Annotated in this window: 19 protein-coding genes; 14 read left to right on the top strand and 5 right to left on the bottom strand. The window is 56.4% G+C overall.

What is annotated here, in order from left to right; all coding sequences use genetic code 11:
• Positions 1 to 69: 69 nt before the first annotated feature.
• A complete protein-coding gene (locus C8D90_RS14700; protein WP_115459204.1) occupies positions 70 to 1482 on the bottom strand; it encodes a NarK family nitrate/nitrite MFS transporter in 1413 nt (470 codons plus the stop codon).
• A 318-nt stretch (positions 1483 to 1800) separates the two neighbouring features.
• Between C8D90_RS14700 and narX the strand changes: the two genes are divergently transcribed.
• The 14 genes from narX to C8D90_RS14630 all read left to right on the top strand — a co-directional run bounded on the left by narX (position 1801) and on the right by C8D90_RS14630 (position 16715).
• The gene (narX, locus tag C8D90_RS14695) at positions 1801 to 3588 is read left to right on the top strand and encodes a nitrate/nitrite two-component system sensor histidine kinase NarX (protein ID WP_115459203.1); all 1788 of its coding nucleotides are present in this window, start codon (positions 1801 to 1803) and stop codon (positions 3586 to 3588) included.
• 13 nt (positions 3589 to 3601) lie between these two features.
• Complete coding sequence (gene narL, locus C8D90_RS14690; RefSeq protein ID WP_115459202.1) at positions 3602 to 4267, top strand: two-component system response regulator NarL; 666 nt, start codon at positions 3602 to 3604, stop codon at positions 4265 to 4267.
• A 245-nt stretch (positions 4268 to 4512) separates the two neighbouring features.
• Positions 4513 to 5694 (top strand): oligogalacturonate lyase family protein, encoded by a 1182-nt coding sequence (locus tag C8D90_RS14685; RefSeq protein WP_115459201.1) that lies wholly within the window; start codon positions 4513 to 4515, stop codon positions 5692 to 5694.
• Between the two features lie 3 nt (positions 5695 to 5697).
• Entirely contained in the window at positions 5698 to 6021 is a 324-nt protein-coding gene (locus tag C8D90_RS14680; protein ID WP_115459200.1) for a cupin domain-containing protein, read from the top strand.
• Between the two features lie 414 nt (positions 6022 to 6435).
• Positions 6436 to 7326: a carbohydrate ABC transporter permease gene (locus C8D90_RS14675; protein WP_115459199.1), complete on the top strand. Its 891-nt coding sequence runs from the start codon at positions 6436 to 6438 to the stop codon at positions 7324 to 7326.
• The gene (locus C8D90_RS14670; RefSeq protein ID WP_115459198.1) at positions 7319 to 8218 is read left to right on the top strand and encodes a carbohydrate ABC transporter permease; all 900 of its coding nucleotides are present in this window, start codon (positions 7319 to 7321) and stop codon (positions 8216 to 8218) included. The genes C8D90_RS14675 and C8D90_RS14670 overlap by 8 nt, the downstream gene beginning before the upstream one ends.
• 15 nt (positions 8219 to 8233) lie before the next feature.
• Complete coding sequence (locus tag C8D90_RS14665) at positions 8234 to 9361, top strand: ABC transporter ATP-binding protein (RefSeq protein WP_115459197.1); 1128 nt, start codon at positions 8234 to 8236, stop codon at positions 9359 to 9361.
• A gap of 14 nt (positions 9362 to 9375) precedes the next feature.
• Positions 9376 to 10662: an ABC transporter substrate-binding protein gene (locus tag C8D90_RS14660; protein ID WP_115459196.1), complete on the top strand. Its 1287-nt coding sequence runs from the start codon at positions 9376 to 9378 to the stop codon at positions 10660 to 10662.
• A 270-nt stretch (positions 10663 to 10932) separates the two neighbouring features.
• Entirely contained in the window at positions 10933 to 11625 is a 693-nt protein-coding gene (locus tag C8D90_RS14655) for an oligogalacturonate-specific porin KdgM family protein (RefSeq protein WP_115459195.1), read from the top strand.
• 332 nt (positions 11626 to 11957) lie between these two features.
• On the top strand, positions 11958 to 12719 hold the full coding sequence (gene kduD / locus C8D90_RS14650; protein ID WP_115459194.1) for a 2-dehydro-3-deoxy-D-gluconate 5-dehydrogenase KduD: 762 nt from the start codon (positions 11958 to 11960) through the stop codon (positions 12717 to 12719).
• A gap of 70 nt (positions 12720 to 12789) precedes the next feature.
• Positions 12790 to 13428, top strand: coding sequence for an RpiB/LacA/LacB family sugar-phosphate isomerase (locus C8D90_RS14645; protein WP_115459193.1), 639 nt, complete (start codon positions 12790 to 12792; stop codon positions 13426 to 13428).
• A gap of 134 nt (positions 13429 to 13562) precedes the next feature.
• Positions 13563 to 14252: a helix-turn-helix transcriptional regulator gene (locus C8D90_RS14640; protein WP_115459192.1), complete on the top strand. Its 690-nt coding sequence runs from the start codon at positions 13563 to 13565 to the stop codon at positions 14250 to 14252.
• 99 nt (positions 14253 to 14351) lie between these two features.
• The gene (locus C8D90_RS14635; protein WP_115459191.1) at positions 14352 to 14723 is read left to right on the top strand and encodes a VOC family protein; all 372 of its coding nucleotides are present in this window, start codon (positions 14352 to 14354) and stop codon (positions 14721 to 14723) included.
• Positions 14724 to 15086: 363 nt separating this feature from the next.
• A complete protein-coding gene (locus C8D90_RS14630) occupies positions 15087 to 16715 on the top strand; it encodes a phosphoethanolamine transferase (protein ID WP_115459190.1) in 1629 nt (542 codons plus the stop codon).
• A 49-nt stretch (positions 16716 to 16764) separates the two neighbouring features.
• Here C8D90_RS14630 and C8D90_RS14625 read toward each other — a convergent pair whose 3' ends face one another.
• The 4 genes from C8D90_RS14625 to C8D90_RS14605 form a co-directional block, all read right to left on the bottom strand.
• Positions 16765 to 17256, bottom strand: coding sequence for a GNAT family N-acetyltransferase (locus C8D90_RS14625; protein WP_115459189.1), 492 nt, complete (start codon positions 17254 to 17256; stop codon positions 16765 to 16767).
• A gap of 124 nt (positions 17257 to 17380) precedes the next feature.
• The gene (locus C8D90_RS14620) at positions 17381 to 19330 is read right to left on the bottom strand and encodes a bifunctional 2',3'-cyclic-nucleotide 2'-phosphodiesterase/3'-nucleotidase (RefSeq protein ID WP_376744972.1); all 1950 of its coding nucleotides are present in this window, start codon (positions 19328 to 19330) and stop codon (positions 17381 to 17383) included.
• A gap of 508 nt (positions 19331 to 19838) precedes the next feature.
• The gene (locus C8D90_RS14610) at positions 19839 to 20498 is read right to left on the bottom strand and encodes a response regulator transcription factor (protein ID WP_115459186.1); all 660 of its coding nucleotides are present in this window, start codon (positions 20496 to 20498) and stop codon (positions 19839 to 19841) included.
• Positions 20499 to 20500: 2 nt separating this feature from the next.
• Entirely contained in the window at positions 20501 to 21160 is a 660-nt protein-coding gene (locus C8D90_RS14605; RefSeq protein ID WP_115459185.1) for a LuxR C-terminal-related transcriptional regulator, read from the bottom strand.
• Positions 21161 to 21201: the final 41 nt, after the last annotated feature.

Raw genomic sequence — 21201 nt, 5'->3', positions numbered from 1 at the left:
ACTGATTGCCGGGGCAAATAAAAGCCTCCCGACGGAGGCTTTTTGCCCGGCGGACAATTCGCCACAACACTAGCGCGGCTGTTTCGTCGCCAGCGTTTTCAGGTTGCGCCCGTAGACCAGCCAGGTGATCAGCACGCAGGCCACGTAGAACACCACGAACACCTTCATCGCCCCGGCCGGCGAGCCGGTCAGCTCCAGCGAGGTGCCGAATGCCTTCGGGATAAAGAACCCGCCGATGGCGCCAATGGCCGAAATGAAGCCCAGCGCGGCGGCAGTGTCGGTCACCGCCGCGTGCTGCGCCTGTTCGTCGCTGCCGCCGTCCGCTTTCACCCGATCAACGGTAATTTTGCGGAACACCACCGCAATCATCTGGAAAGTAGAGCCGCTGCCCAGACCCGCGGTCAGGAACAGCATCATGAAGACGGCGTAAAACGCCGGGAAGGAACCGCCCCGGCCGTGATCCGGCAGGGTGAAGAACAGCGCCACGGCGAATATCGCCATCAGCATGAAGTCCACCAGCGTCACGCGGATGCCGCCGAAGCGGTCCGACAGCGCCCCGCCCACCGGACGCGCCAGTGCGCCGAGCAGCGGCCCGAAGAAGGCGTAATGCATGATCACCACGTCGGGGAACTGGGTTTTCGCCAGCATGGCGAATCCGGCGGAAAAGCCGATGAACGAGCCGAACGCGGACAGGTACAGAATACTCAGCATCCACAGGTGGCCGCGTTTGAGCACCGGCAACTGCTCGCTCAGCGACGCCTTGTTGGCCGCCAGATCGTTCATGCCGAACCAGGCGAACAGCGTGGCGACGACCAGGAACGGCACCCACACCCAGGCGGCGTTTTCCAGCCACATGGTCGAGCCGTCGTCCTGCAAATGGCCGCCGCCGCCGAAAATCCCGAACATGCCGAAGGCGATCACCATTGGCGCCACCAGTTGCATCACGCTGACGCCCAGGTTGCCCAGGCCGCCGTTCAGCCCCAGCGCGCCGCCCTGCTTGTTCTTGGGAAAGAAGAAGCTGATGTTGGCCATGCTGGAGGCAAAGTTACCGCCCGCCACGCCGCACAACAGGGAGATAACCACAAATACCCAATAAGGGGTTGCAGGGTTCTGCACCGCGAAGCCGAGCCACAGGCAGGGCACCACCAGAAACAGGGTGCTGATCGCCGTCCAGCGCCGGCCGCCGAAAATCGGGATGACGAACGAGTACGGCACACGCATGATCGCGCCGGACACCGACGGCAGCGCGGTCAGCATAAACAGTTGATCGGTGGTGAAATTGAACCCGACTTTGTTGAGATTAACCGCCACGGCGCTGAACAACATCCAGACGCAGAACGACAGCAGCAGACAGGGAATGGAAATCCACAGGTTACGGTTGGCGATACGCTGCCCGCCGTTCTGCCAAAATGTGGGATCTTCCGGACGCCAATCCCGGAGGGTGCCCTGTTGCGGGCGATCGGATTGCGGTGTTTGTGTCATAGAAACCTCTGATCTTTTTCGTGCGTTATGGCGCAGTTTTTACGCACCGGCCCGCTTTCAAACTTGACGGAGATCAAAGATAGCCAAGGTAGCCATAGGGGGGAAAATCGGGTAGCCTCCGTAATAGGTAGTCAGGAAAGAGACAATAGTCAAAATCAAATCAATCTGTTGCCTCTCGTTTAACACCCGGAGCCCCCCTCAGTTCAACCACTTGGTTATTAAGGGGTAATTCGTTATGGGTATGGGGTTGTTGCGCAGGATGATTTACAAAGACGCATCCCAGGATTTCCTGTCGGCCCTTAATCCGGTAGCACCTTCATGAGACATTTTTGCACCCGCTTTTCCATCATCAAACAGGTCGCCATCCTGATGCTGATGCTGGGTCTGCTGGGCATCGCGGGCGTGAGCATTTCCGGCTGGATTGCGCAGAGCATCCAGGGGAACGCCCACGCCATTAACAGCGCCGGTTCGCTGCGTATGCAAAGCTATCGCCTGCTGACGCTCGTGCCGCTGAAAAGCGACGCGCAGCCCCTGATCGACGAGCTGGAGCAAACCCTGCACAGCCGCACCATGCTGGGCGCGATACAGGAAGCCGGGTTGCAGAACCGCTATCAACAACTGTGCGCCTACTGGGAGCAAACGCTGCACCCGGCGCTGAACGCCGCCAGCAACCGCGATAGCGCCGACGCACAGGTGGCCGGCTTCGTCGCGCAACTCGACGAGATGGTTTCGGCGCTCGACCGCCAGACCGAACAACGCCTGCGGCTGGTATCGCTGGTGCAGAAAGTGTTTATCGCGCTCACCCTGCTGCTGCTGGCGGTCACCGTCTGGTATCTGCGCCGCCGCCTGTTGCTCCCCTGGCGGCAGTTGGTCGGGATGTCGCACGCCATCGGACGCGGGGATTTCACCAAACGCTTCAGCGAAGGCAACGCGCAGGACGAAATGGCGACCCTCGGCGCGGCGCTTAACGTAATGTCCGGCGAGCTGTCGCAGATGTACGGCAGGCTGGAAATGTTGGTTGCCGAGAAAACCGACGACCTGCAACAAAAAAACCGCGTGCTCTCTTTCCTGTACCGCGCCAGTCAGCACCTGCACACCGGCGGGCCGTTGTGCACCCGGCTGGTGCCGGTGCTGAACGAACTGGAAGCGCTGACGCCGCTTAAAGCGCTGCAAATACGGTTGTATGAAAACAACCGCGACGAGCAATTTAATGAATACGGCACCACCCAGGCCACGCGCCCCGCCGGCTGCGCCCGGCCCGACTGCAGGGCCTGCCTGAACCCGCCCGCTTACCCGCCGGGTTCGCCGCAAGAGGTGCTAAGCTGGAGCCTGAACGATGCGGTCGGTCGCTACGGCCTGCTGCTGGGCCAGTTGCCCGCAGGCGAAACCCTGACCGACGGTCAGCGTCAGCTCATCCATACCCTGGCGGAGCAAATCACCGGCACGCTGGCGCTGGAACAGCAGGCCGAGCAGCATCAGCAGCTCATCGTGATGGAAGAGCGCGCGGCCATCGCGCGCGAACTGCATGACTCTATCGCCCAGTCGCTGTCCTGCCTGAAAATGCAGATCAGCTTCCTGCAAATGCAGTCAACGGCGCTGCCGGAAAATGTCACCGCCCTGCTGCAGGAAATGCGCGAAGAGCTTAACGCCGCCTATCGTCAGTTACGCGAGCTGCTGACCACCTTCCGCCTGCGGCTGGAGGAGCCAGGCCTGCTGGCGGCGCTGCATACCACGGTGGAGGAGTTCAATCAGCGCCTGGGGTTCGCCATCGATTTCGATTATCGCCTGCCGCCGCGCAGCGTCAGCTCGCATCAGGCGATCCATTTGCTGCAAATCGCCCGCGAGGCGCTGAGCAATATCTTCAAGCACGCCGCCGCCCGTCACGTTACGCTGTATGCAGGGCCATCGGGCGCAGGCTACGAACTGATTATCCGCGATGACGGCAAGGGGATCGACGACGCCCCGGAACGCCGCAGCCATTACGGCCTGATTATCATGGCCGACCGCGCCCGCAGTCTGGGGGGCGAGTTTTCTATCTCACGCCGCGAAACGGGAGGAACCGAAGTCCGTATTCGCTTCCCCGCCGAGTCCGGCGTGAACGGTTAAAGGAGAAATATCCATGACCCAGAACGCTGGATCACAGGACGACATCTACACCCTTCTGTTGATCGATGACCATCCGATGCTGCGCAACGGCGTTAAGCAGCTTATCAGCCTGGAGCCACGCCTGAAGGTGATCGGCGAAGCCAGCAACGGCGAGCAGGGTATCGCCCTGGCGGAACAGCTCGATCCGGATCTGATCCTGCTCGACCTCAACATGCCCGGTATGAACGGCCTTGATACCCTCGATCAGCTGCGCCTGCGCACGCTCTCCGGACGCGTGGTGGTGTTCACCGTTTCCAATCATGAAGACGATGTGATCAGCGCGCTGAAACGCGGGGCGGACGGATATTTGCTCAAAGACATGGAGCCGGAGGAACTGCTGCCGGCGCTGATGCAGGCCGCCGGCGGGCAGATGGTGCTGAGCGAAACACTGACGCCGGTGCTGGCCGCCAGCCTGCGCAGCAGCAAACCTGCGCCGGGGCGCGACATCCGGCAACTGACGCCGCGGGAAGGCGACATTTTGCGCCTGATCGCCCAGGGGCTGGCGAACAAAGTGATCGCACGTAAGCTGGACATTACCGAAAGCACCGTGAAAGTGCATGTGAAGCACCTGCTGAAAAAAATGGGGTTCAAATCGCGGGTAGAAGCCGCGGTTTGGGCCTTGCAGGAAAAAGTGTTTTAAGCACACCGTCAGGCCCGGCTTCCGGGCCTGACGGTTTATTTCATCCTCCCGGAGAAACTCCTCCGCGCCCCTATTTTCCGTTTATCCCCTCTTTTTGCTGTTCCCTTTTTCTCCCGTTTTTCACTTATCTGCGGACTGCGTCAAACTTGAAGTGATATTATGTTTTCATAATAATGAAATGATGTTTTAATAACTGGCGACTGATTTGGGCATGAAAGGGATCGACTAATTCACCGGAGTGTATTATGGCCAAGGGCGATATCGTTAAACTCAATTTTCATTCTTATTCCGACGAAGGGACAGGCGCTCAGGTTACCCGTTTGACGCCGCCGGACGTACTGTGCCACCGTAACTATTTCTATCAGAAGTGTTTCACCCGCGCGGGCGATAAGCTGCTGTTCGCCGGTGAATTCGACGGAAACCGTAACTATTACCTGATGGACCTGAACGGGCAAAGCGCCGTGCAACTTACCGAAGGTAAGGGTGACAACACCTTCGGCGGCTTTTTGTCGCCGGACGATCAGTATCTGTACTATGTAAAGAACGAGCGCAGCCTGCAACGCGTGCGCCTTGAGGACCAGAGCGAAGTCACCCTTTATCAGGTGCCGGAAGCGTGGGTCGGCTACGGCACCTGGGTTGCCAACAGCGACTGCACCAGCCTGGTCGGCATCGAGATCGCGAAAAGCGACTGGCGCCCGCTGACCGGCTGGCAGGTTTTCCGCGAGTTCTATACCAGCAACCCGCACTGCCGCCTGCTGCGCGTCGATCTGCGCAGCGGCGACGCACGCGTCATCCTGGAAGGCAATGAGTGGCTCGGCCACCCGATTTACCGCCCCTTCGACGACAACACCGTCGCCTTCTGTCATGAAGGCCCGCACGACATGGTCGATGCGCGCATGTGGCTGGTGAACGAAGACGGCAGCAACGTGCGCAAGGTGAAAGAGCACGCGCCGGGCGAAAGCTGCACCCATGAATTCTGGGTGCCTGACGGCTCGGCGATGATCTACGTCTCTTACCTGAAGGGCGAACAGGATCGCTATATCCGCCGCTTCGACCCGGTCAGCGGCGAAGACGCCCTGATGATGCAGATGCCGGCCTGTTCCCACCTGATGAGCAACTACGACGGCACCCTGCTGGTCGGCGATGGTTCCGGCACCCCGGCGGACGTTAAGGACACCGGCGCGCATAAAATCGAAAACGATCCGTGGATTTATATCTTCGACGCGCAGAGCAAGAACTATGCGCCGCTGGTTATGCACAACAGCAGCTGGCGTGTGCTGAACGGCGATCGCCAGGTTACTCACCCGCACCCGTCGTTCTCCCCGGATAACCGTCAGGTGTTGTTTACCTCCGACTTCGAAGGGCAGCCCGCGATGTATCTCGCCACCCTGCCGGACGATTTTTTGCTTTCCCTGAAAGAGGAATAACCGATGTTTACCTTTGAACAAGACACCCGGCTGGAAGATCTGGGCAACGGCGTCAGCCGCCGCATTCTGGCGCACGGCGGCGCCATGATGGGCGTGAAGGTGTTCTTCGAAACCGGCGCGGTCGGCGCGATGCATTCCCATCCGCACGAACAGCTGACCTATGTATTATCCGGCGTATTTGAGTTCACCATCGGCGGGGAAACTCACGTGGTGCGCGCCGGCGATACCCTGTATAAACAACCGGATATTATGCACGGCTGCGTTTGCCTGGAGAAAGGCGTATTACTCGACACCTTTACGCCGCAGCGGCAGGACTTTCTCTCCTGACGAACGTTTTTACTAACAGACAAAGCTAATTCTTACGAAAGCCCGGATAGGACAACTTATCCGGGCATTTTTTTTCATAAAATCAAAGTTAATACGTAATTCAGTAATTATTCAACCAACGCAAAAATATACACTGCTAACGATTAAAGGTCTTATTTAGGTGTTGTTCTTTTTTAACACAAATTTAGCAGAAAAAATAAATAAAACAACGTTTCAATTCTTGATCACATTTTCACAAAATAGAACATGACGGGGTAAAAAATTTCGCTTAGCATCTTTTTGAAACAGCGTTTCTGATTTTTACAAATTTTGTTTTACCTGATGATGCCGCGACTACACAGGCAAGGAGGAAAACGTCAGGCAACGACAAACGCATTTGATGCATCATTCAGGATCTACTCAAGGATTAAGGAAATGAACGAGAACAGAGTGCTGGGGCTGGCGTACATCGCACCATACATAATTGGGCTATTAGTATTTACCGCCTTTCCATTTATTTCATCCTTCGTACTGAGTTTCACCGACTACGACCTGATGTCGCCGCCGGTGTTCAACGGCGTGGAAAACTACCGGCACATGCTGCTGGAAGACGGGCTGTTCTGGAAATCGATGGGCATCACGTTTGCCTACGTATTTCTGACCGTGCCGCTCAAGCTGGCATTCGCCCTGTTCATCGCGTTCGTGCTGAACTTCAACCTGCGCGGCATCGGCATGTTCCGTACCGCTTACTATATTCCGTCCATCCTGGGCAGCAGCGTCGCTATCGCCGTGCTGTGGCGCGCCCTGTTCGCCATTGACGGCCTGCTCAACAGCTTTATCGGCGTGTTCGGCCTGGACCCGGTCAACTGGCTGGGCGAACCCTCCCTGGCGCTGATGTCCGTGACCCTGCTGCGCGTATGGCAGTTCGGCTCCGCCATGGTTATCTTCCTCGCCGCGCTGCAAAACGTGCCGCAGTCGCAGTATGAAGCGGCGATGATCGACGGCGCCTCCAAGTGGCAGATGTTCACCAAGGTGACCGTGCCGCTGATTACCCCGGTGATCTTCTTCAACTTCATCATGCAGACCACCCAGGCGTTCCAGGAATTTACCGCGCCGTACGTCATTACCGGCGGGGGACCAACCCACTACACCTATTTGTTCTCACTCTATATCTACGACACCGCGTTCAAATATTTCGATATGGGTTACGGCGCCGCGCTGGCGTGGGTCCTGTTCCTGGTTGTCGCACTGTTTGCTTCCGTCGCCTTTAAGTCGTCGAAGTACTGGGTGTTCTACTCCGCCGATAAAGGAGGAAAAAATGGCTGATTTATCGCAAAACGATGCGCTGCTGAGCGCGGCAGAAGAAGTCCGGCGCACCGAGCGCCGCCAGAAGCTCAACGCCCTCTTCCGCTATATCGTGTTGATCCTGGTCGGTTTGCTGATGCTCTACCCGCTGGCATGGATGTTCTCGGCATCGTTTAAGCCGAATCACGAAATCTTTACCACCCTGGGGCTGTGGCCGTCCAACCCGACGTCCGATGGTTTCGTTAACGGCTGGAAAACCGGTACGGAGTACACCTTCGGCCACTATATGCTGAACACGTTCAAGTACGTGATTCCCAAGGTGTTGCTGACCATTATCTCCTCCACCATCGTGGCTTACGGCTTTGCCCGCTTCGAGATCCCGTGGAAGAAGTTCTGGTTCGCGACCCTGATCGCCACCATGCTGCTGCCGAGCACGGTGCTGCTGATCCCCCAGTACATCATGTTCCGTGAGATGGGCCTGCTGGACAGCTATCTGCCGCTTTACCTGCCGCTGGCGTTCGCCACGCAGGGGTTCTTCGTCTTCATGCTGATTCAGTTCCTGCGCGGCGTACCGCGTGACATGGAAGAAGCGGCGCAGATCGACGGCTGTAACTCCTGGCAGGTGCTGTGGTACGTGGTTGTGCCGATTCTGCGCCCGGCCATTATTTCCGTGGCTCTGTTCCAGTTCATGTGGTCAATGAACGACTTCATCGGCCCGCTGATTTACGTATACAGCGTTGAAAAATATCCGATTGCGCTGGCCCTTAAGATGTCTATCGACGTGACTGAAGGCGCGCCGTGGAACGAAATCCTGGCTATGGCCAGCATCTCGATTCTGCCGTCTATCATCGTCTTCTTCCTGGCGCAGCGTTACTTCGTGCAGGGCGTCACCAGCAGCGGTATCAAAGGTTAATAAAGGAATCTCATCATGGCTGAAGTTACTTTCAACAAACTGGAAAAAGTGTACAGCAACGGTTTCAAGGCGGTACACGGTATTGACCTGACGATTAAAGACGGTGAATTCATGGTGATCGTCGGACCGTCCGGCTGCGCCAAGTCCACCACGCTGCGCATGCTGGCCGGGCTGGAAACCATCAGCGGCGGCGAAGTCCGCATCGGTTCACGCGTGGTCAACAACCTGGCGCCCAAAGATCGCGGCATTGCGATGGTGTTCCAGAACTACGCTCTCTATCCGCACATGACGGTACGGGAAAACCTGGCGTTCGGCCTGAAGCTGAGCAAGCTGCCGAAGGATAAGATCGACGAGCAGGTCAACGAAGCCGCGCGCATTCTGGAGCTGGAAGAGCTGATGGATCGCCTGCCGCGCCAGTTGTCCGGCGGTCAGGCCCAGCGCGTGGCGGTCGGCCGCGCCATCGTGAAAAAGCCGGACGTGTTCCTGTTCGACGAACCGCTGTCCAACCTCGACGCCAAGCTGCGCGCCTCAATGCGTATCCGCATCTCCGACCTGCACAAGCAGCTCAAGCAGAGCGGCAAAGCGGCGACGTCCGTGTACGTCACCCATGACCAGACCGAGGCGATGACCATGGGCGACCGCATCTGCGTGATGAAGCTGGGCCATATCATGCAGGTCGATACGCCGGACAACCTCTACCACTACCCGAAGAATATGTTCGTCGCGGGCTTTATCGGCGCGCCGGAAATGAATATCAAAAAGACCGAACTGGTCAGTAACGGCGATGACGTGGCGATTCGCGTCGGCGACGCGGTGCTCAACCTGACGCCGGCGCAGAAAGAGAAGGTCGCCGGTCACCTGAACAAAGCGGTGTTCTACGGCGTACGCCCGGAATACGTCAGCGTGCATGCACAGCCCGGCGAAGGCCAGAGCGGCTACGGCAGCCTGGTGCGCGCAGAGAACATGGGCCACGAATTTTTCCTCTATATCAAAGTCGGTAATGAGGAAATCACCAGCCGTATGCCGTCAGAAGAGGCGCGGGAGCTGCTGTCTGCCGGCCTGAACCGCCCGGTGTGGTTCACTTTTGAAATGGACCGCTGCCATATTTTTGATGCTGAAACCGAAGCAAACCTTACCCTGTAACAGGATGGAACCTCATGAAAAGAAAATTAATAACGACGCTCGTAGCCTCCTCCCTGATGATGTTTACCGCGCAGTCGCTGGCCGAACAGGTTAACCTGCGCATGTCCTGGTGGGGCGGTAACGCCCGCCATCAGGTCACCCTGAAAGCGCTGGAGGAGTTTCACAAGCAGTATCCGGATATCAAGGTTAAAGCCGAATACACCGGTTGGGACGGCCACCTGTCGCGCCTGACCACCCAGATCGCCGGCCGCACCGAGCCGGACGTCATGCAGACGAACTGGAACTGGCTGCCGATTTTCTCCAAAGCCGGCGACGGGTTTTACGATCTGAACACCGTCGGCGACAAGCTCGACCTGACGCAGTTCGATCCTAACGACCTTCAGCTCACCACGGTAAACGGCAAGCTGAACGGCATCCCCACCTCGGTCACCGCCAGGGTGTTCTATTTCAACGACGTGACCTGGAAGCAGGCCGGCATTGACTACCCGAAAAACTGGGATGCGTTGCTCAGCGCCGGTGAAACGTTTAAAACGAAGCTGGGCGATAACTATTTCCCGGTGGTGCTGGAGCATCAGGACGTGCTGGCGCTGCTCAGCTCCTGGATGATTCAGAAATACAATCAGCCGGCGGTAGACGAGAAAAACTCAAAGCTGGCCTGGAGCCACGAGCAGTGGGTTGAGCTGTTCACCCAATATAAGAAGATGGTTGACGCCCACGTCATGCCTTCTTCGAAATATTATGCCTCGTTCGGCAAGAGCAACATGTATGAGATGAAGCCCTGGATCAACGGCGAATGGGCGGGGACCTACATGTGGAACTCCACCATCACCAAATATTCCAACAACCTGAAGCCGCCGGCGAAGCTGGATCTGGGCCCTTACCCGATGATGCCGGAAGCCAAAGACGCAGGTCTGTTCTTCAAACCGGCGCAGATGTTCTCTATCGGTAAATCCACCAAGCATCCGAAAGAAGCGGCCCTGCTGATCAACTTCCTGCTTAACAGCAAAGAAGGGATTGACGCACTCGGCCTCGAGCGCGGCGTGCCGCTGAGCAAAGCGGCGGTAACGCAGCTGACGGAACAAGGCGTGATCAAAGAGAACGATCCTTCCGTCGCCGGCATGCGTCTGGCGCTGGAACTGCCGCATGAGCTGAAAACCTCGCCCTACTTCGACGATCCGCAAATCGTCGCCCTGTTCGGTGAAACTATTCAGTCCATTGACTACGGCCAGAAGTCCATCGAAGAAGCGACCACGCACTTCGAACGCCAGAGCAACCGTATACTGAAACGCGCAATGCGTTAATGTTGGCGCCTGCGGTCGCCGGAACACCGGCGACCGTAAATACCACAAGGATTCATCATTAATTAAAGGAAATAAAAATTCACCATTAATATTTTAAATTAAAACCTAACACTTAAATCAATATTTCTTTAACTGGAAGGATAAAGCACGTCAATAAGCTTTCAAACTTTATATTTAAAGCATCAGATAATAATAAGTTACGTCAAGTAAGACACTGCACGAATATAAATATTAATCTAACGTGTTAATAATTAAGTGGGATAAACAAAGATGAAATGTAAACTGATTGCCTTAGCCGTAACGTCATTGCTTAGCGTTAATGCCCTGGCCGTGACCATTGATTATCGTCACGAAATGCGCGACACCTCTAAACGTAACCACGCCGATCGTCTGTTAATCTCCCATCGTTTCGCCAACGGTTTCGGCCTTTCTTCTGAAGTGAAATGGAAGTCCGGTGACAATAAGCCGGATAAAGCCTATAACGACGTCGTCAGCAACGGCACCGAAATCGTCGCCAGCTATCTGTATAAGTTCGACGACACCTACTCGCTGGAAGGCGGTATGGCGATGGAGTCCAGCTCCTCCACCAACAACTATCGCCCGTACCTGCGCCCGGGCATCAAGTTTAACAAGGACTTATCCGCCACCTTCCGCTACCGTCCTTATTATAAGCGCGTAGCCAGCGGCGCGGGAGAAGATGAGCGCGGTCATCAGTTTAACCTGGTAGTCAGCTATAACTTCCTCACGGACTATACCTTTACCAACGAGTTTGAATATAAACATGCGGAGAACGCCATTCTTTGGGACGGCGATAAAGACGACTGGTTGTACGAAGGGAAAATTACCTATAAGTGGGATAAAAACTGGCGTCCTTACGCCGCCATCGCCAACGTATCCGGCCCGTCTAAATATACCGACGAGCGCCAGACCCGTTATCGCGTCGGCATTCAGTACGTATTCTGAGTAAGTCACGTCGTTAATATTACCGTCTAACGGCGGCAAACCTGTGCGGCCGCCGCAAACGGAGAACGCTTTATCACCCTCAGTGAAACGTTCTCCGTTTATCTGTAAAATACGAAAACGATAAAAATGAAACATTGTTTTAAAATGCATTGAATAAATGACGTAACAGCATTACACTAGAGCCATTGCTAAATACAGACATTGTTAATTACAGGCATTAAACAATCCGGGACACACTTCACCCCACCGCGCGGTAAACGTCTTCCCGGCACTTTTTAGCTTCACGAGGCCCGGTTCCCCCGGCTTCAGCAACAAAGGAAAAGGTACTGCTCATGATTCTTGATAATTTCTCTCTTGCGGGCAAAGTCGCCATCGTCACCGGATGTGACACCGGGCTGGGTCAGGGAATGGCGATCGGCCTGGCTGAAGCCGGTTGCGACATCGTTGGCATCAACATTGTTGATCCGAAAGACACCATTGAAAAAGTCACCGCGCTCGGCCGCCGTTTCCTTAACCTGACGGCCAACCTGGGCGACATGCACGTCATTCCCGAACTGCTGGAGAAAGCCGTTGCCGAATACGGCCACATTGATATTCTGGTCAACAACGCGGGCATCATCCGCCGTCAGGACGCGATCGCATTCAGCGAAAAAGACTGGGACGACGTCATGAATCTCAACATTAAGACCGTGTTCTTTATGTCGCAGGCGGTTGCGAAGCAGTTCATCGCCCAGGGCAAGGGCGGCAAAATCATCAACATCGCCTCCATGCTCTCTTTCCAGGGCGGTATCCGCGTCCCTTCATATACGGCGTCGAAAAGCGCGGTAATGGGCGTAACCCGCCTGATGGCCAACGAGTGGGCCAAGCACAACATCAACGTTAACGCCATCGCGCCGGGCTACATGTCCACCAACAACACCCAGCAGCTGCGCGCCGATGAAGCCCGCAGCCGCGAAATTCTCGACCGTATCCCGGCCGACCGCTGGGGTCTGCCGCAGGATCTGAAGGGGCCGGTGGTCTTCCTGTCCTCTTCCGCCTCCGACTACGTAAACGGCTACACGCTGGCCGTTGACGGCGGCTGGCTGGCACGCTGATAACCCCACTCCGGCGCACCAACGCGCGCCGGAAGCTTTTCCGATTTGATACAGGTATTAAGGACTCAAGATGAAAATCGCACTGATGATGGAAAACAGCCAGGCGGCGAAGAACGCCATTGTTCTGGAACAACTGGAAACCGTAGCACATGCCAGGCAGCACAGCGTGCACAACGTCGGCATGAGCGACGACAAAGATCATCACCTGACCTACATCCATCTGGGCATCATGGCCAGCATCCTGCTGAACGCCAAAGCCGTTGACTTCGTGGTCACCGGTTGCGGCACCGGCCAGGGCGCGCTGATGTCGCTGAACGTTCATCCGGGCGTGGTGTGCGGCTACTGCATCGATCCGGCGGACGCGTTTTTGTTCGCTCAGATCAACAACGGCAACGCGCTGTCCCTGCCCTTCGCCAAAGGCTTCGGCTGGGGCGCGGAGCTGAACGTCCGTTACATCTTCGAAAAAGCCTTCGACGGCGAGCGTGGTCAGGGCTATCCGCTGGACCGCCGCGAACCGCAGGTACGCAACGCCGGTATTCTGAACCAGGTGAAAGCCGCGGTAATCAAGGACAACTACCTGGACACGCTGCGCAGCATCGATCCTGAGCTGGTGAAAACCGCAGTGAGCGGTGAGCGTTTCCAGAAGTGCCTGTTCGAAAACGGACAGAACAAAGAAATCATCGATTACGTTCGCAGCGTTCTGGCGTAACCGGTTTTTGAAAGATCCGCCCGCGAAATCAGCCGCGGGCGGATTTTTTGTGAGTTTTCCCTCCCGCAATACTCCTCCCCTTCCTGTTCAATCTTTGGCACACTCTCTCCATTCATCCCGGACAAAAATACGCCATGACCCGTGCCCAACGCCTGTTAACCCTGATTCAAATCCTGCGTAACCACCGCTACCCGGTGACCGGCGCGCATCTGGCCGGCGAACTGGGGATCTCCCTGCGCACCCTGTACCGCGATATCGCCACGTTGCAGGAGCAGGGCGCGCCCATTGAAGGCGAAGCTGGCCTCGGGTACGTACTGCGCCCCGGTTTTTTGCTTCCCCCGCTGATGTTTTCCAAAGATGAAATCGAAGCGCTGGTGCTCGGCGCACGCTGGGTTGCGCACTGCGGGGATGAATACCTTGCCGATGCCGCCCGCCACACCCTCGGCAAAATCACCGCCGTGCTGCCGGAAGCATTGCGTCATACTCCCGATGCCACCACGTTGCTTATCGGCCCCTCGCCTGAACGCATCAGCGGCGGCGCGGATCTCGCCGTATTACGCCGCGCCATCCGGGCGGAACGAAAATTAACGTTCGACTACCGCGATGCAAACGATGCATGCTCAGCGCGCACCGTCTGGCCCTTCGCGCTGGGCTTCTTCGACAACATGCGCCTGCTGGTTGCCTGGTGCGAGCTGCGTCAGGATTTCAGGAACTTCCGCACGGACCGCATCGGGAAGCTGTCCGTCGCCGAGCAGCGCTACCCCCGCTCACGGCAGGCGCTGCTCAGGGAATGGCGCGAGTGCGAAGGCATTCCCCCTCAATAAAGCGCGACTGCTGACAAAATCTGTCACTCCCTGCCCCTAAGGTATCCGTACCGGAGACGCCGTTGCGCCTCCCTCAACGCCACCCAAGGAGCAGTAAAAATGATGAACCCGGACTTTTGCATTCTCTATGTCGATAACCCGGCCACCAGCGCCGAATTCTATGCCGGATTGTTCGGCGTCGCGCCGGTCGAAAGCGCCCCGACCTTCGCCATGTTCGTTCTGGCGTCCGGCGCAAAGCTCGGCCTGTGGCTGAAGCAGGACGTCGAGCCGCCCGCCACTGCCCCGGCAGGCGGATGCGAGCTGGCGTTCTCCCTCGCCGGCGCAAAAGACGTCGATGCCACGCTGGCCGACTGGCGCGCACGCGGCCTGACTATTTTGCAGGAACCCACGCACATGGACTTCGGTTACACCTTCACGGCGGCCGATCCAGACGGGCACCGCCTGCGGGTTTACGCCGGCTGCAACATGTAATTCGCCGCCACTAAAGCGCCCTCTGCCGGCCAAGGCGGTGACGATGATAATCCGGGTGATAGCCAGCGCCCGGATTGCGCCGGTAATATTGCCTAATTCTCCTGTTCCCCATGACCGTTATTTCATCCATAAATAATACCGGCGTTAACTTCCCGCTCTGCTTTCCCCTATTAATATTGATCGACGGAAACGATCAATAATTGAAAAACGATCTATAAAAACAATTATCTTTACCTCACCCCAGCCGTTATTCTTCCAGACAGTTAATTACGGATAAAACTTCTTTCATTACGGTCACTTACGTGACCGGGCCTTGCTGCGCCCCGCAAACGGCGTGCCGGTAATAAACGCAAACGTAAAACTATGCTGAATGAATTATTAACACCGAAAAGCGGCGTATGGCTGATATTGCTGCGCCTGTCGCCATTGCTGGCGACCGGCGTGCTGTATCTCTGCGTCGGGGCATTGACGACCCGTCCGCATAAGCTGCTGCATCAGATGTTGGTGATGGTTCCGCTGCTGCTGGCGCTGGCCCAGGTCAATCATCCGCTGCTGCGTAACCTGCTCGCGCTGGCGCCTGTTCTGCTCATTGCTGCGGATATGTCCCTGTCGCTCTTTTCCTGGCTGGAGTACCGCGGTCGCTTCAGCTACGGCTTCGCCCTGAGCGTACTGGAAACCCAGCGCCGGGAGGCGGTGGGAATGCTGACGGTTTACCGGCGTTACGTTTTGTTTTTTATCGCCGTCGCCGCCATTATGTTTGCCGCAATTAATCTGGCGCCCCGCTTGCCCGCCCGCCTGAACACCCTGCCGCTGATAATCATGAGCGCCGCTCTCGGCATTTATACTTTGCAGGCCGTGGCGCACCAGTGGCGTAAAAATAACATCAGCGATCCGCTGCAACGCGTCGTTTCCAACCTGCCGGTCAGTAACCTGAACCCCTTTCTTCAGGCGCTCCGGGACAAAAGGATGATCGCGTCGGTATCCCGCCGGGTTCCGGTTTATGATTTAATGCGGCACGACACCGGCATCGACACCTACGTTGTGGTGATCGGGGAATCCGCCCGCCCGGCCAATATGCATCTTTACGGCTACTCGCGCCCGACCACGCCGGCAGCCGGCAAGGAACGGCCCAACATGCTGCTGTTCACCCACGCTATCAGCGGCGCGCCGGTCACGGCCACCGCCGTACCGCTGGCGCTGAGCGCCGCAACCGTCACGGACATGAATGTCCACCATTATGCCGACAACGTCATCAATATCGCCAACCAGGCCGGGTTCGAAACCCACTGGTACAGCAATCAGGGGATGTACGGCGATTACAGCAACGCCATCACCGGCATCGCGATGAACGCCCATTTCCGCCAATGGGTGAACGGACGTTACGACGATGCTTTACTGGCGCCGCTGGACCTGGCGCTGCAACGCCCCGGCAAAAAGCTGATTGTTTTACATCTGTACGGCAGCCACCCGCCCGCCGGCGAGCGCTATCCGGAAGAAGAACGTTACTTCCCGGAGCCCGGTGATCCCGACGACAGCTACGACAACGCCATCCGTTTCACCGACACGTTGCTGGGGCAGATTTTCAGCCGCCTGCGCCAAAAACGCGCGTCGTTGCTCTATTTCTCCGACCACGGGCTGGAGCGGGTGAGCGGGAAGAAAAACGGCTGGCGGCACGGCGGCGCAAAACCAACGCAGGCGGCGTTTCAGGTGCCGATGTTTCTCTGGCGCAGCCCTCAGGTCACGTCCGGCTGGTTGCCTGAAGGCACCGTTTCCGCGCCTTATTCGACTGTGGATAATAACGCGCTGATAAGTCAGTGGATGGGAATTACCCTCCGGCACCGTCCGCCATTAACGTTCACCCAGTTGCTTGAACGGCGGAACACGGAGGTTTGCGTGGTCGATACCACAGGAGAAGTGTATCGCTGGGCAGAGCTGCGTGCAGAAGCGCCGCCTCCGCCCGGGATAACCACGGCGGCGGAGAGCACGCCATGAAGCCCCGGCAGCGCGGATGCTGCCGCGCATTGTGCCGGAACACAGGCCGCTACAACGTCATGACCATTTCCAGCCACTTCACCCCGCCGTGCGTAGAGTCGGAAGGTTTTACATAGCGATAGCCGAACTTCTCATACATTTTCAGGTAGTTTTCTTTACACATCAGATGGATAGTTTCTTTTCCTGCCTGACGCATCCGGCTGACAAACTCCCGCATCATCAGGGTTGAATACCCTTTGCCCTGCCAGTCGGGATGCAGCACTACGGACATAATCACCGCGTTCGGCGCCGCCGGATCGTGCCCGATCAGTTGCTTAAATTCTTCGGCCGACATATCGACGTTCCACGCGCAGCCGCAATTAATAAAACCGATGAGAACGCCGCCCAACGCCATGCAGAGAAATCCTTCCGGATACTGTGCAATGCGCACGGCAATTTTCTCCCGGGTTGCCGCCTCATCCGCCGGATAAGCGGCGGACTCAATCTCATAACAGCGATCCACGTCTGACGCCGTGGCATTACGGAAAACCGGTCTGTCCATGTGTTCCTCCGGATTTAACTATATTGAATATGCGCCGTTATTTTACGGCCGTGCATTCCTGAATGCCTGCGCGGCATTTCTCATTCAACGCCACCCGCATAAGCCGGGTGGCGTTACGCGCCCTTTATTGCTGTAAATCTATTTTATAAACAGCAAATCCGATGTCGTCCTTTCCTACCGGCGTCATGGGATGCGCGGCATTCTCCCGGATATAGTCGGCAGCCTCTTTACCCGGCGACGTTTCTATCCGGATATCCAGCGGATGGTCGGCGTTGATTTTCGCGATACGCCAGCGGGTTCTGTTTTCCGGCGTATAGGCGCCCCGCTCTTGCGTCTGCTTTTCTATGTATTGCGCAATGATGGAACGCACTTCATCCGGCGATGAAATAACGACGTTTTTCTCGCCCGTACCGGCAAATTTTCCGGTATAGGCCCGGTAGTTATTCACCGCGACGAGGAAATCCGCATCCGGGTCCAACGGCTTATTTTTGTAGCTGAGCGACTGAATACGCTGGGCGTCAGGGTTGATCAAGCTGCATTCGCCGTCATAACGCGCGGGCTGGGTAACGTCGATCTGGTAACTGACGTCGTCAAAAGCGTCAAAGTTATACGTTCTGAAACCGTCCCAGTTAAACAGCGACTGCGGCTGGCGGCTGTTGACGTCAATCTGGTTGTACATTCCTGCGGAACATTCCAGCCACTCTTTGACGTCCCGGCCTTTTACCTTCACGGCGACCAGCGTATTGGGATATTGATACAGATCTGCGGCATTACGGAAACTCAGTTCCCCCTTCCTGATATCCACATAGGCCTCAGGATCGTTCTTACGGCCGCCGGCTTTAAACGGCGCAGCGGCGGACAATACGGGCAGATCGGCCAAATCCGGATCGCCCTGAATATAATGTTCGACGTAAGCTTTTTGCGCGTCCTGAATAATCTGCACTGCCGGCCCGTCCTGAACCAGAGAGAGATAAGTATTCACGTTGGTCGTGCTCTTGCCGATGGAATCGCTGACGAAACTCAGCGTCGCTTTATGATCCTCGGCCAGCGCCTCTCTCATTGCCATATCGGGAGCGGCAACGGATTTCTTGCTCTCTTTATCAAATACCGGGCGCGCTTCGGCTTTCCCCGCAACCACTTTCCAGTTCCCGGCTTCGCCGTCCAGCACCAGATCCACAACGCCGATGTGATCGGCCCAGCGGCCGGGCATAACCGCGGGAACGCCGTTAATCGTTCCCTGCCGGATATCTACGCCTTTAATTGCCGCAAAATCCTCACCGGGGAACACGCCGTGCGAGTGGCCGAACATAATGGCATTAATGCCCTGCACCTCAGAGAGGTAATACACCGAGTTTTCAGCCAACGCTTTATAAGGATCGGAAGAGAAACCCGAATGCGCAATGGCAACGATAACGTCAGCCCCTTCTTTGCGCATTTGCGGAATCAACTCCCGGGCCGTTTCGGTAATATCTTTTGCAGTCACTTTTCCGGCAAGTTTGTCTTTATCCCACGACACGATTTGCGGCGGAACGAATCCGATATAGCCGATACGGACATTATGCGTTTTGCCATCGCGATCTTTCAGCGGCGTTTCGACGATCAGATATTGGCGAAAATAAGGCTGATTGGTTTTCGCATCAAATACGTTGGCGTTGATGTAGGGGAATTTTGCCCCTTTGATGGCGGCGCTGAGATAATCCAGGCCATAGTTGAATTCATGATTGCCCAGGCTGCCGACCACGTAGTCCAGCCGGTTCATGGCTTTATAAACGGGGTGAACCTCTCCGTTTTTCAGCCCCTTTGCCGCCCGGTAATCAGCCATCGGGCTGCCCTGAATAACGTCGCCGTTATCAACCAACACGCTGTTGGGCACCTCCTTGCGGGCGGCGTCAATCAACGACGCGGCTCTGACTAAACCAAATTTATCCGTCGCCTTATCCTGATAATAGTCATAGTCCATCATATTGCCGTGCATATCGGTTGTTTCCATTATTCGCAAATCAAGCGTCGCGGCATTTACCGAAAAAATACCCCCCAACGCGAATATTGCTGTTCTAACGGAAAATTTAAGCAGCATATAGCCCTCTCTCAATGAATTCATACGCAGTAATGATCAAAGTAACAAACAACAACGCCCTCTCTGGAGGCAGAGAAAGCAATGAGGAAAGCGATAAGATACTGCATCCTGAAACTTATTACATGCGGATAGCGAGCGTTATTATGATATGCATCCCTGCGCAAGGGGGATTTTCAGTGGCGGGCGGGTACAACAGGTACAACAAGCAGCGGCAATTCATGGCACAGGCATCGCGTTACTGCCTGAGCCAGTCGTTATTTTGTTATTGATGAACGGGCAATGGGTACAGAGGTTTCCGGAAAGAGTACATATAGCGCATTTAAATACGGCTTACAGCCTCGCACAGACCGAACTTAAAAAAGAGCCGCAACGCCTGGTTCATATTTCAGGCGTGGTTCATTTTCTCTCCGTGAGTGACGAGGCCATGTATCAGGCAACGCTCTACAGCCAATATGCTATTAAACCGTCCGGGCTCAAGCCGGTCGCCAATTATTGCGAAAAGTACTCAATGGTTCTCATATTTCTGCGCGAACAGCGCCACTTCCGACGTCACGCCAAGCTTGCGCATGATCTGCCGCTTATGGGTACTCACGGTTTTTACGCTCCGGCACAGTTGCCCGGCAATCTGAGTCACGCTGAACCCAGCCCGCAACAATGCCATCACCCGCTGCTCTGAGGCTGTCAGCTTTTCCCTTCTTTTCTCAGCAACCTGTTGTGCCGGCGCCGGTGCTGGCATCATCTCAATGACCTGCTTGCCGTCCAGTATCTCCGTGAGCTGCGCATTCAGCTTCTGCCGGGAAGCATTGGCGGAAATCAGGGAGACGTTGGAGAAGCGGGCAAGCTGCATCAACAGCGCCGGGTGTTCGCCTTCCGCGATCATCACCAGCGGCTTACCTTCCCGTATCTGCGGCAACAGCAGCAGTTGTTCCGTGCCGGCGGCCGACGAGACGACGTCGTGACCAATATCGCTGACCACCAGGTCCGCCATGATAATTTCCGGGTAGATCCCCGCCGTCAGCAGTGAGCCGACACTCAAAATGTCGGCCTGCGGCAGCAACCCGGCAAACAGCTGCACCAGCCCGCGCCGGGTCAGAATGCAGGCATGGCCGATAATAATGCGCACCGCTTTTTTTTCACTCAGCGCTTTTTTTCCACTGTTATTCATCGTTACCTCCCGGCTTCTGCCGTCATGAGATACCCGCCCAATACCTGCAGCTCGCCGCTGTGCATCATCTTCATTTTGCCCAGCACCGACTGCTTTTGGGCGCTGACGGTACGGATATTTTTGCCCTGCGTCCGGGCGACCTGACTGACACTGTACCCGGCCAGCAGCGCCTGCATCACGTAGCACTCCTGGCGGGTGAAGCGCGGGGCGACAGATCTGAGGTGCTGCATCTGGCTGTGCGCACTCAGCAGGCCGGGCAGCTCGGCGACCAGCGTCGGCGTGGTCAATATCTGATCCACGCCGAACCCCTGCAGCAGTTCACGCAGGTAGGGCGCCTCTTTATGCAAAATCGCCATCACGCAGCTCCGGGGGCAGGCGGTGCGCAGGGTGAGCAAGGTGCTCAGCAGCGATACCGTGTTGCCGCTGACCGATGACAGCAACAGAATATCCGGCCGTTGGCTGTGCAGCGTTTCGCTCAGTACATCTGCAGAGCGGATGCGCTGTAACCCGCTTTCCGCCACGCCGGCGTCACGGAGTATTTGCTGAATGCCCAGCCAGCGAATGTCCGCCGGCTCCAGCACCACTATTTTCAGCGCAGTTTTCAGCGCAGTGCCTGCGGTTATCGGCTCCCTGACCGCAGGCGTTTTCGTCATATGCGACATAACATCTCCTTATGTACGTTCGTTTTCCCTAATATCCGCAA

The sequence above is a fragment of the Enterobacillus tribolii genome, from assembly GCF_003363015.1.
GTDB classification, from domain to species: Bacteria; Pseudomonadota; Gammaproteobacteria; order Enterobacterales; family Enterobacteriaceae; genus Enterobacillus; species Enterobacillus tribolii.
The sequence above is the reverse complement of the archived record's forward strand: the minus strand, read 5'-3'. Positions and strand labels throughout refer to the sequence as shown.

Excerpts from the sequence above, each read along its gene's own strand:
- C8D90_RS14700 (WP_115459204.1), bottom strand. The coding sequence starts at position 1,482 with ATGACACAAACACCGCAATCCGATCGCCCGCAACAGGGCACCCTCCGG.
- narX (WP_115459203.1), top strand. The coding sequence starts at position 1,801 with ATGAGACATTTTTGCACCCGCTTTTCCATCATCAAACAGGTCGCCATC.
- narL (WP_115459202.1), top strand. The coding sequence starts at position 3,602 with ATGACCCAGAACGCTGGATCACAGGACGACATCTACACCCTTCTGTTG.
- C8D90_RS14685 (WP_115459201.1), top strand. The coding sequence starts at position 4,513 with ATGGCCAAGGGCGATATCGTTAAACTCAATTTTCATTCTTATTCCGAC.
- C8D90_RS14680 (WP_115459200.1), top strand. The coding sequence starts at position 5,698 with ATGTTTACCTTTGAACAAGACACCCGGCTGGAAGATCTGGGCAACGGC.
- C8D90_RS14675 (WP_115459199.1), top strand. The coding sequence starts at position 6,436 with ATGAACGAGAACAGAGTGCTGGGGCTGGCGTACATCGCACCATACATA.
- C8D90_RS14670 (WP_115459198.1), top strand. The coding sequence starts at position 7,319 with ATGGCTGATTTATCGCAAAACGATGCGCTGCTGAGCGCGGCAGAAGAA.
- C8D90_RS14665 (WP_115459197.1), top strand. The coding sequence starts at position 8,234 with ATGGCTGAAGTTACTTTCAACAAACTGGAAAAAGTGTACAGCAACGGT.
- C8D90_RS14660 (WP_115459196.1), top strand. The coding sequence starts at position 9,376 with ATGAAAAGAAAATTAATAACGACGCTCGTAGCCTCCTCCCTGATGATG.
- C8D90_RS14655 (WP_115459195.1), top strand. The coding sequence starts at position 10,933 with ATGAAATGTAAACTGATTGCCTTAGCCGTAACGTCATTGCTTAGCGTT.
- kduD (WP_115459194.1), top strand. The coding sequence starts at position 11,958 with ATGATTCTTGATAATTTCTCTCTTGCGGGCAAAGTCGCCATCGTCACC.
- C8D90_RS14645 (WP_115459193.1), top strand. The coding sequence starts at position 12,790 with ATGAAAATCGCACTGATGATGGAAAACAGCCAGGCGGCGAAGAACGCC.
- C8D90_RS14640 (WP_115459192.1), top strand. The coding sequence starts at position 13,563 with ATGACCCGTGCCCAACGCCTGTTAACCCTGATTCAAATCCTGCGTAAC.
- C8D90_RS14635 (WP_115459191.1), top strand. The coding sequence starts at position 14,352 with ATGATGAACCCGGACTTTTGCATTCTCTATGTCGATAACCCGGCCACC.
- C8D90_RS14630 (WP_115459190.1), top strand. The coding sequence starts at position 15,087 with ATGCTGAATGAATTATTAACACCGAAAAGCGGCGTATGGCTGATATTG.
- C8D90_RS14625 (WP_115459189.1), bottom strand. The coding sequence starts at position 17,256 with ATGGACAGACCGGTTTTCCGTAATGCCACGGCGTCAGACGTGGATCGC.
- C8D90_RS14610 (WP_115459186.1), bottom strand. The coding sequence starts at position 20,498 with ATGAATAACAGTGGAAAAAAAGCGCTGAGTGAAAAAAAAGCGGTGCGC.
- C8D90_RS14605 (WP_115459185.1), bottom strand. The coding sequence starts at position 21,160 with ATGTCGCATATGACGAAAACGCCTGCGGTCAGGGAGCCGATAACCGCA.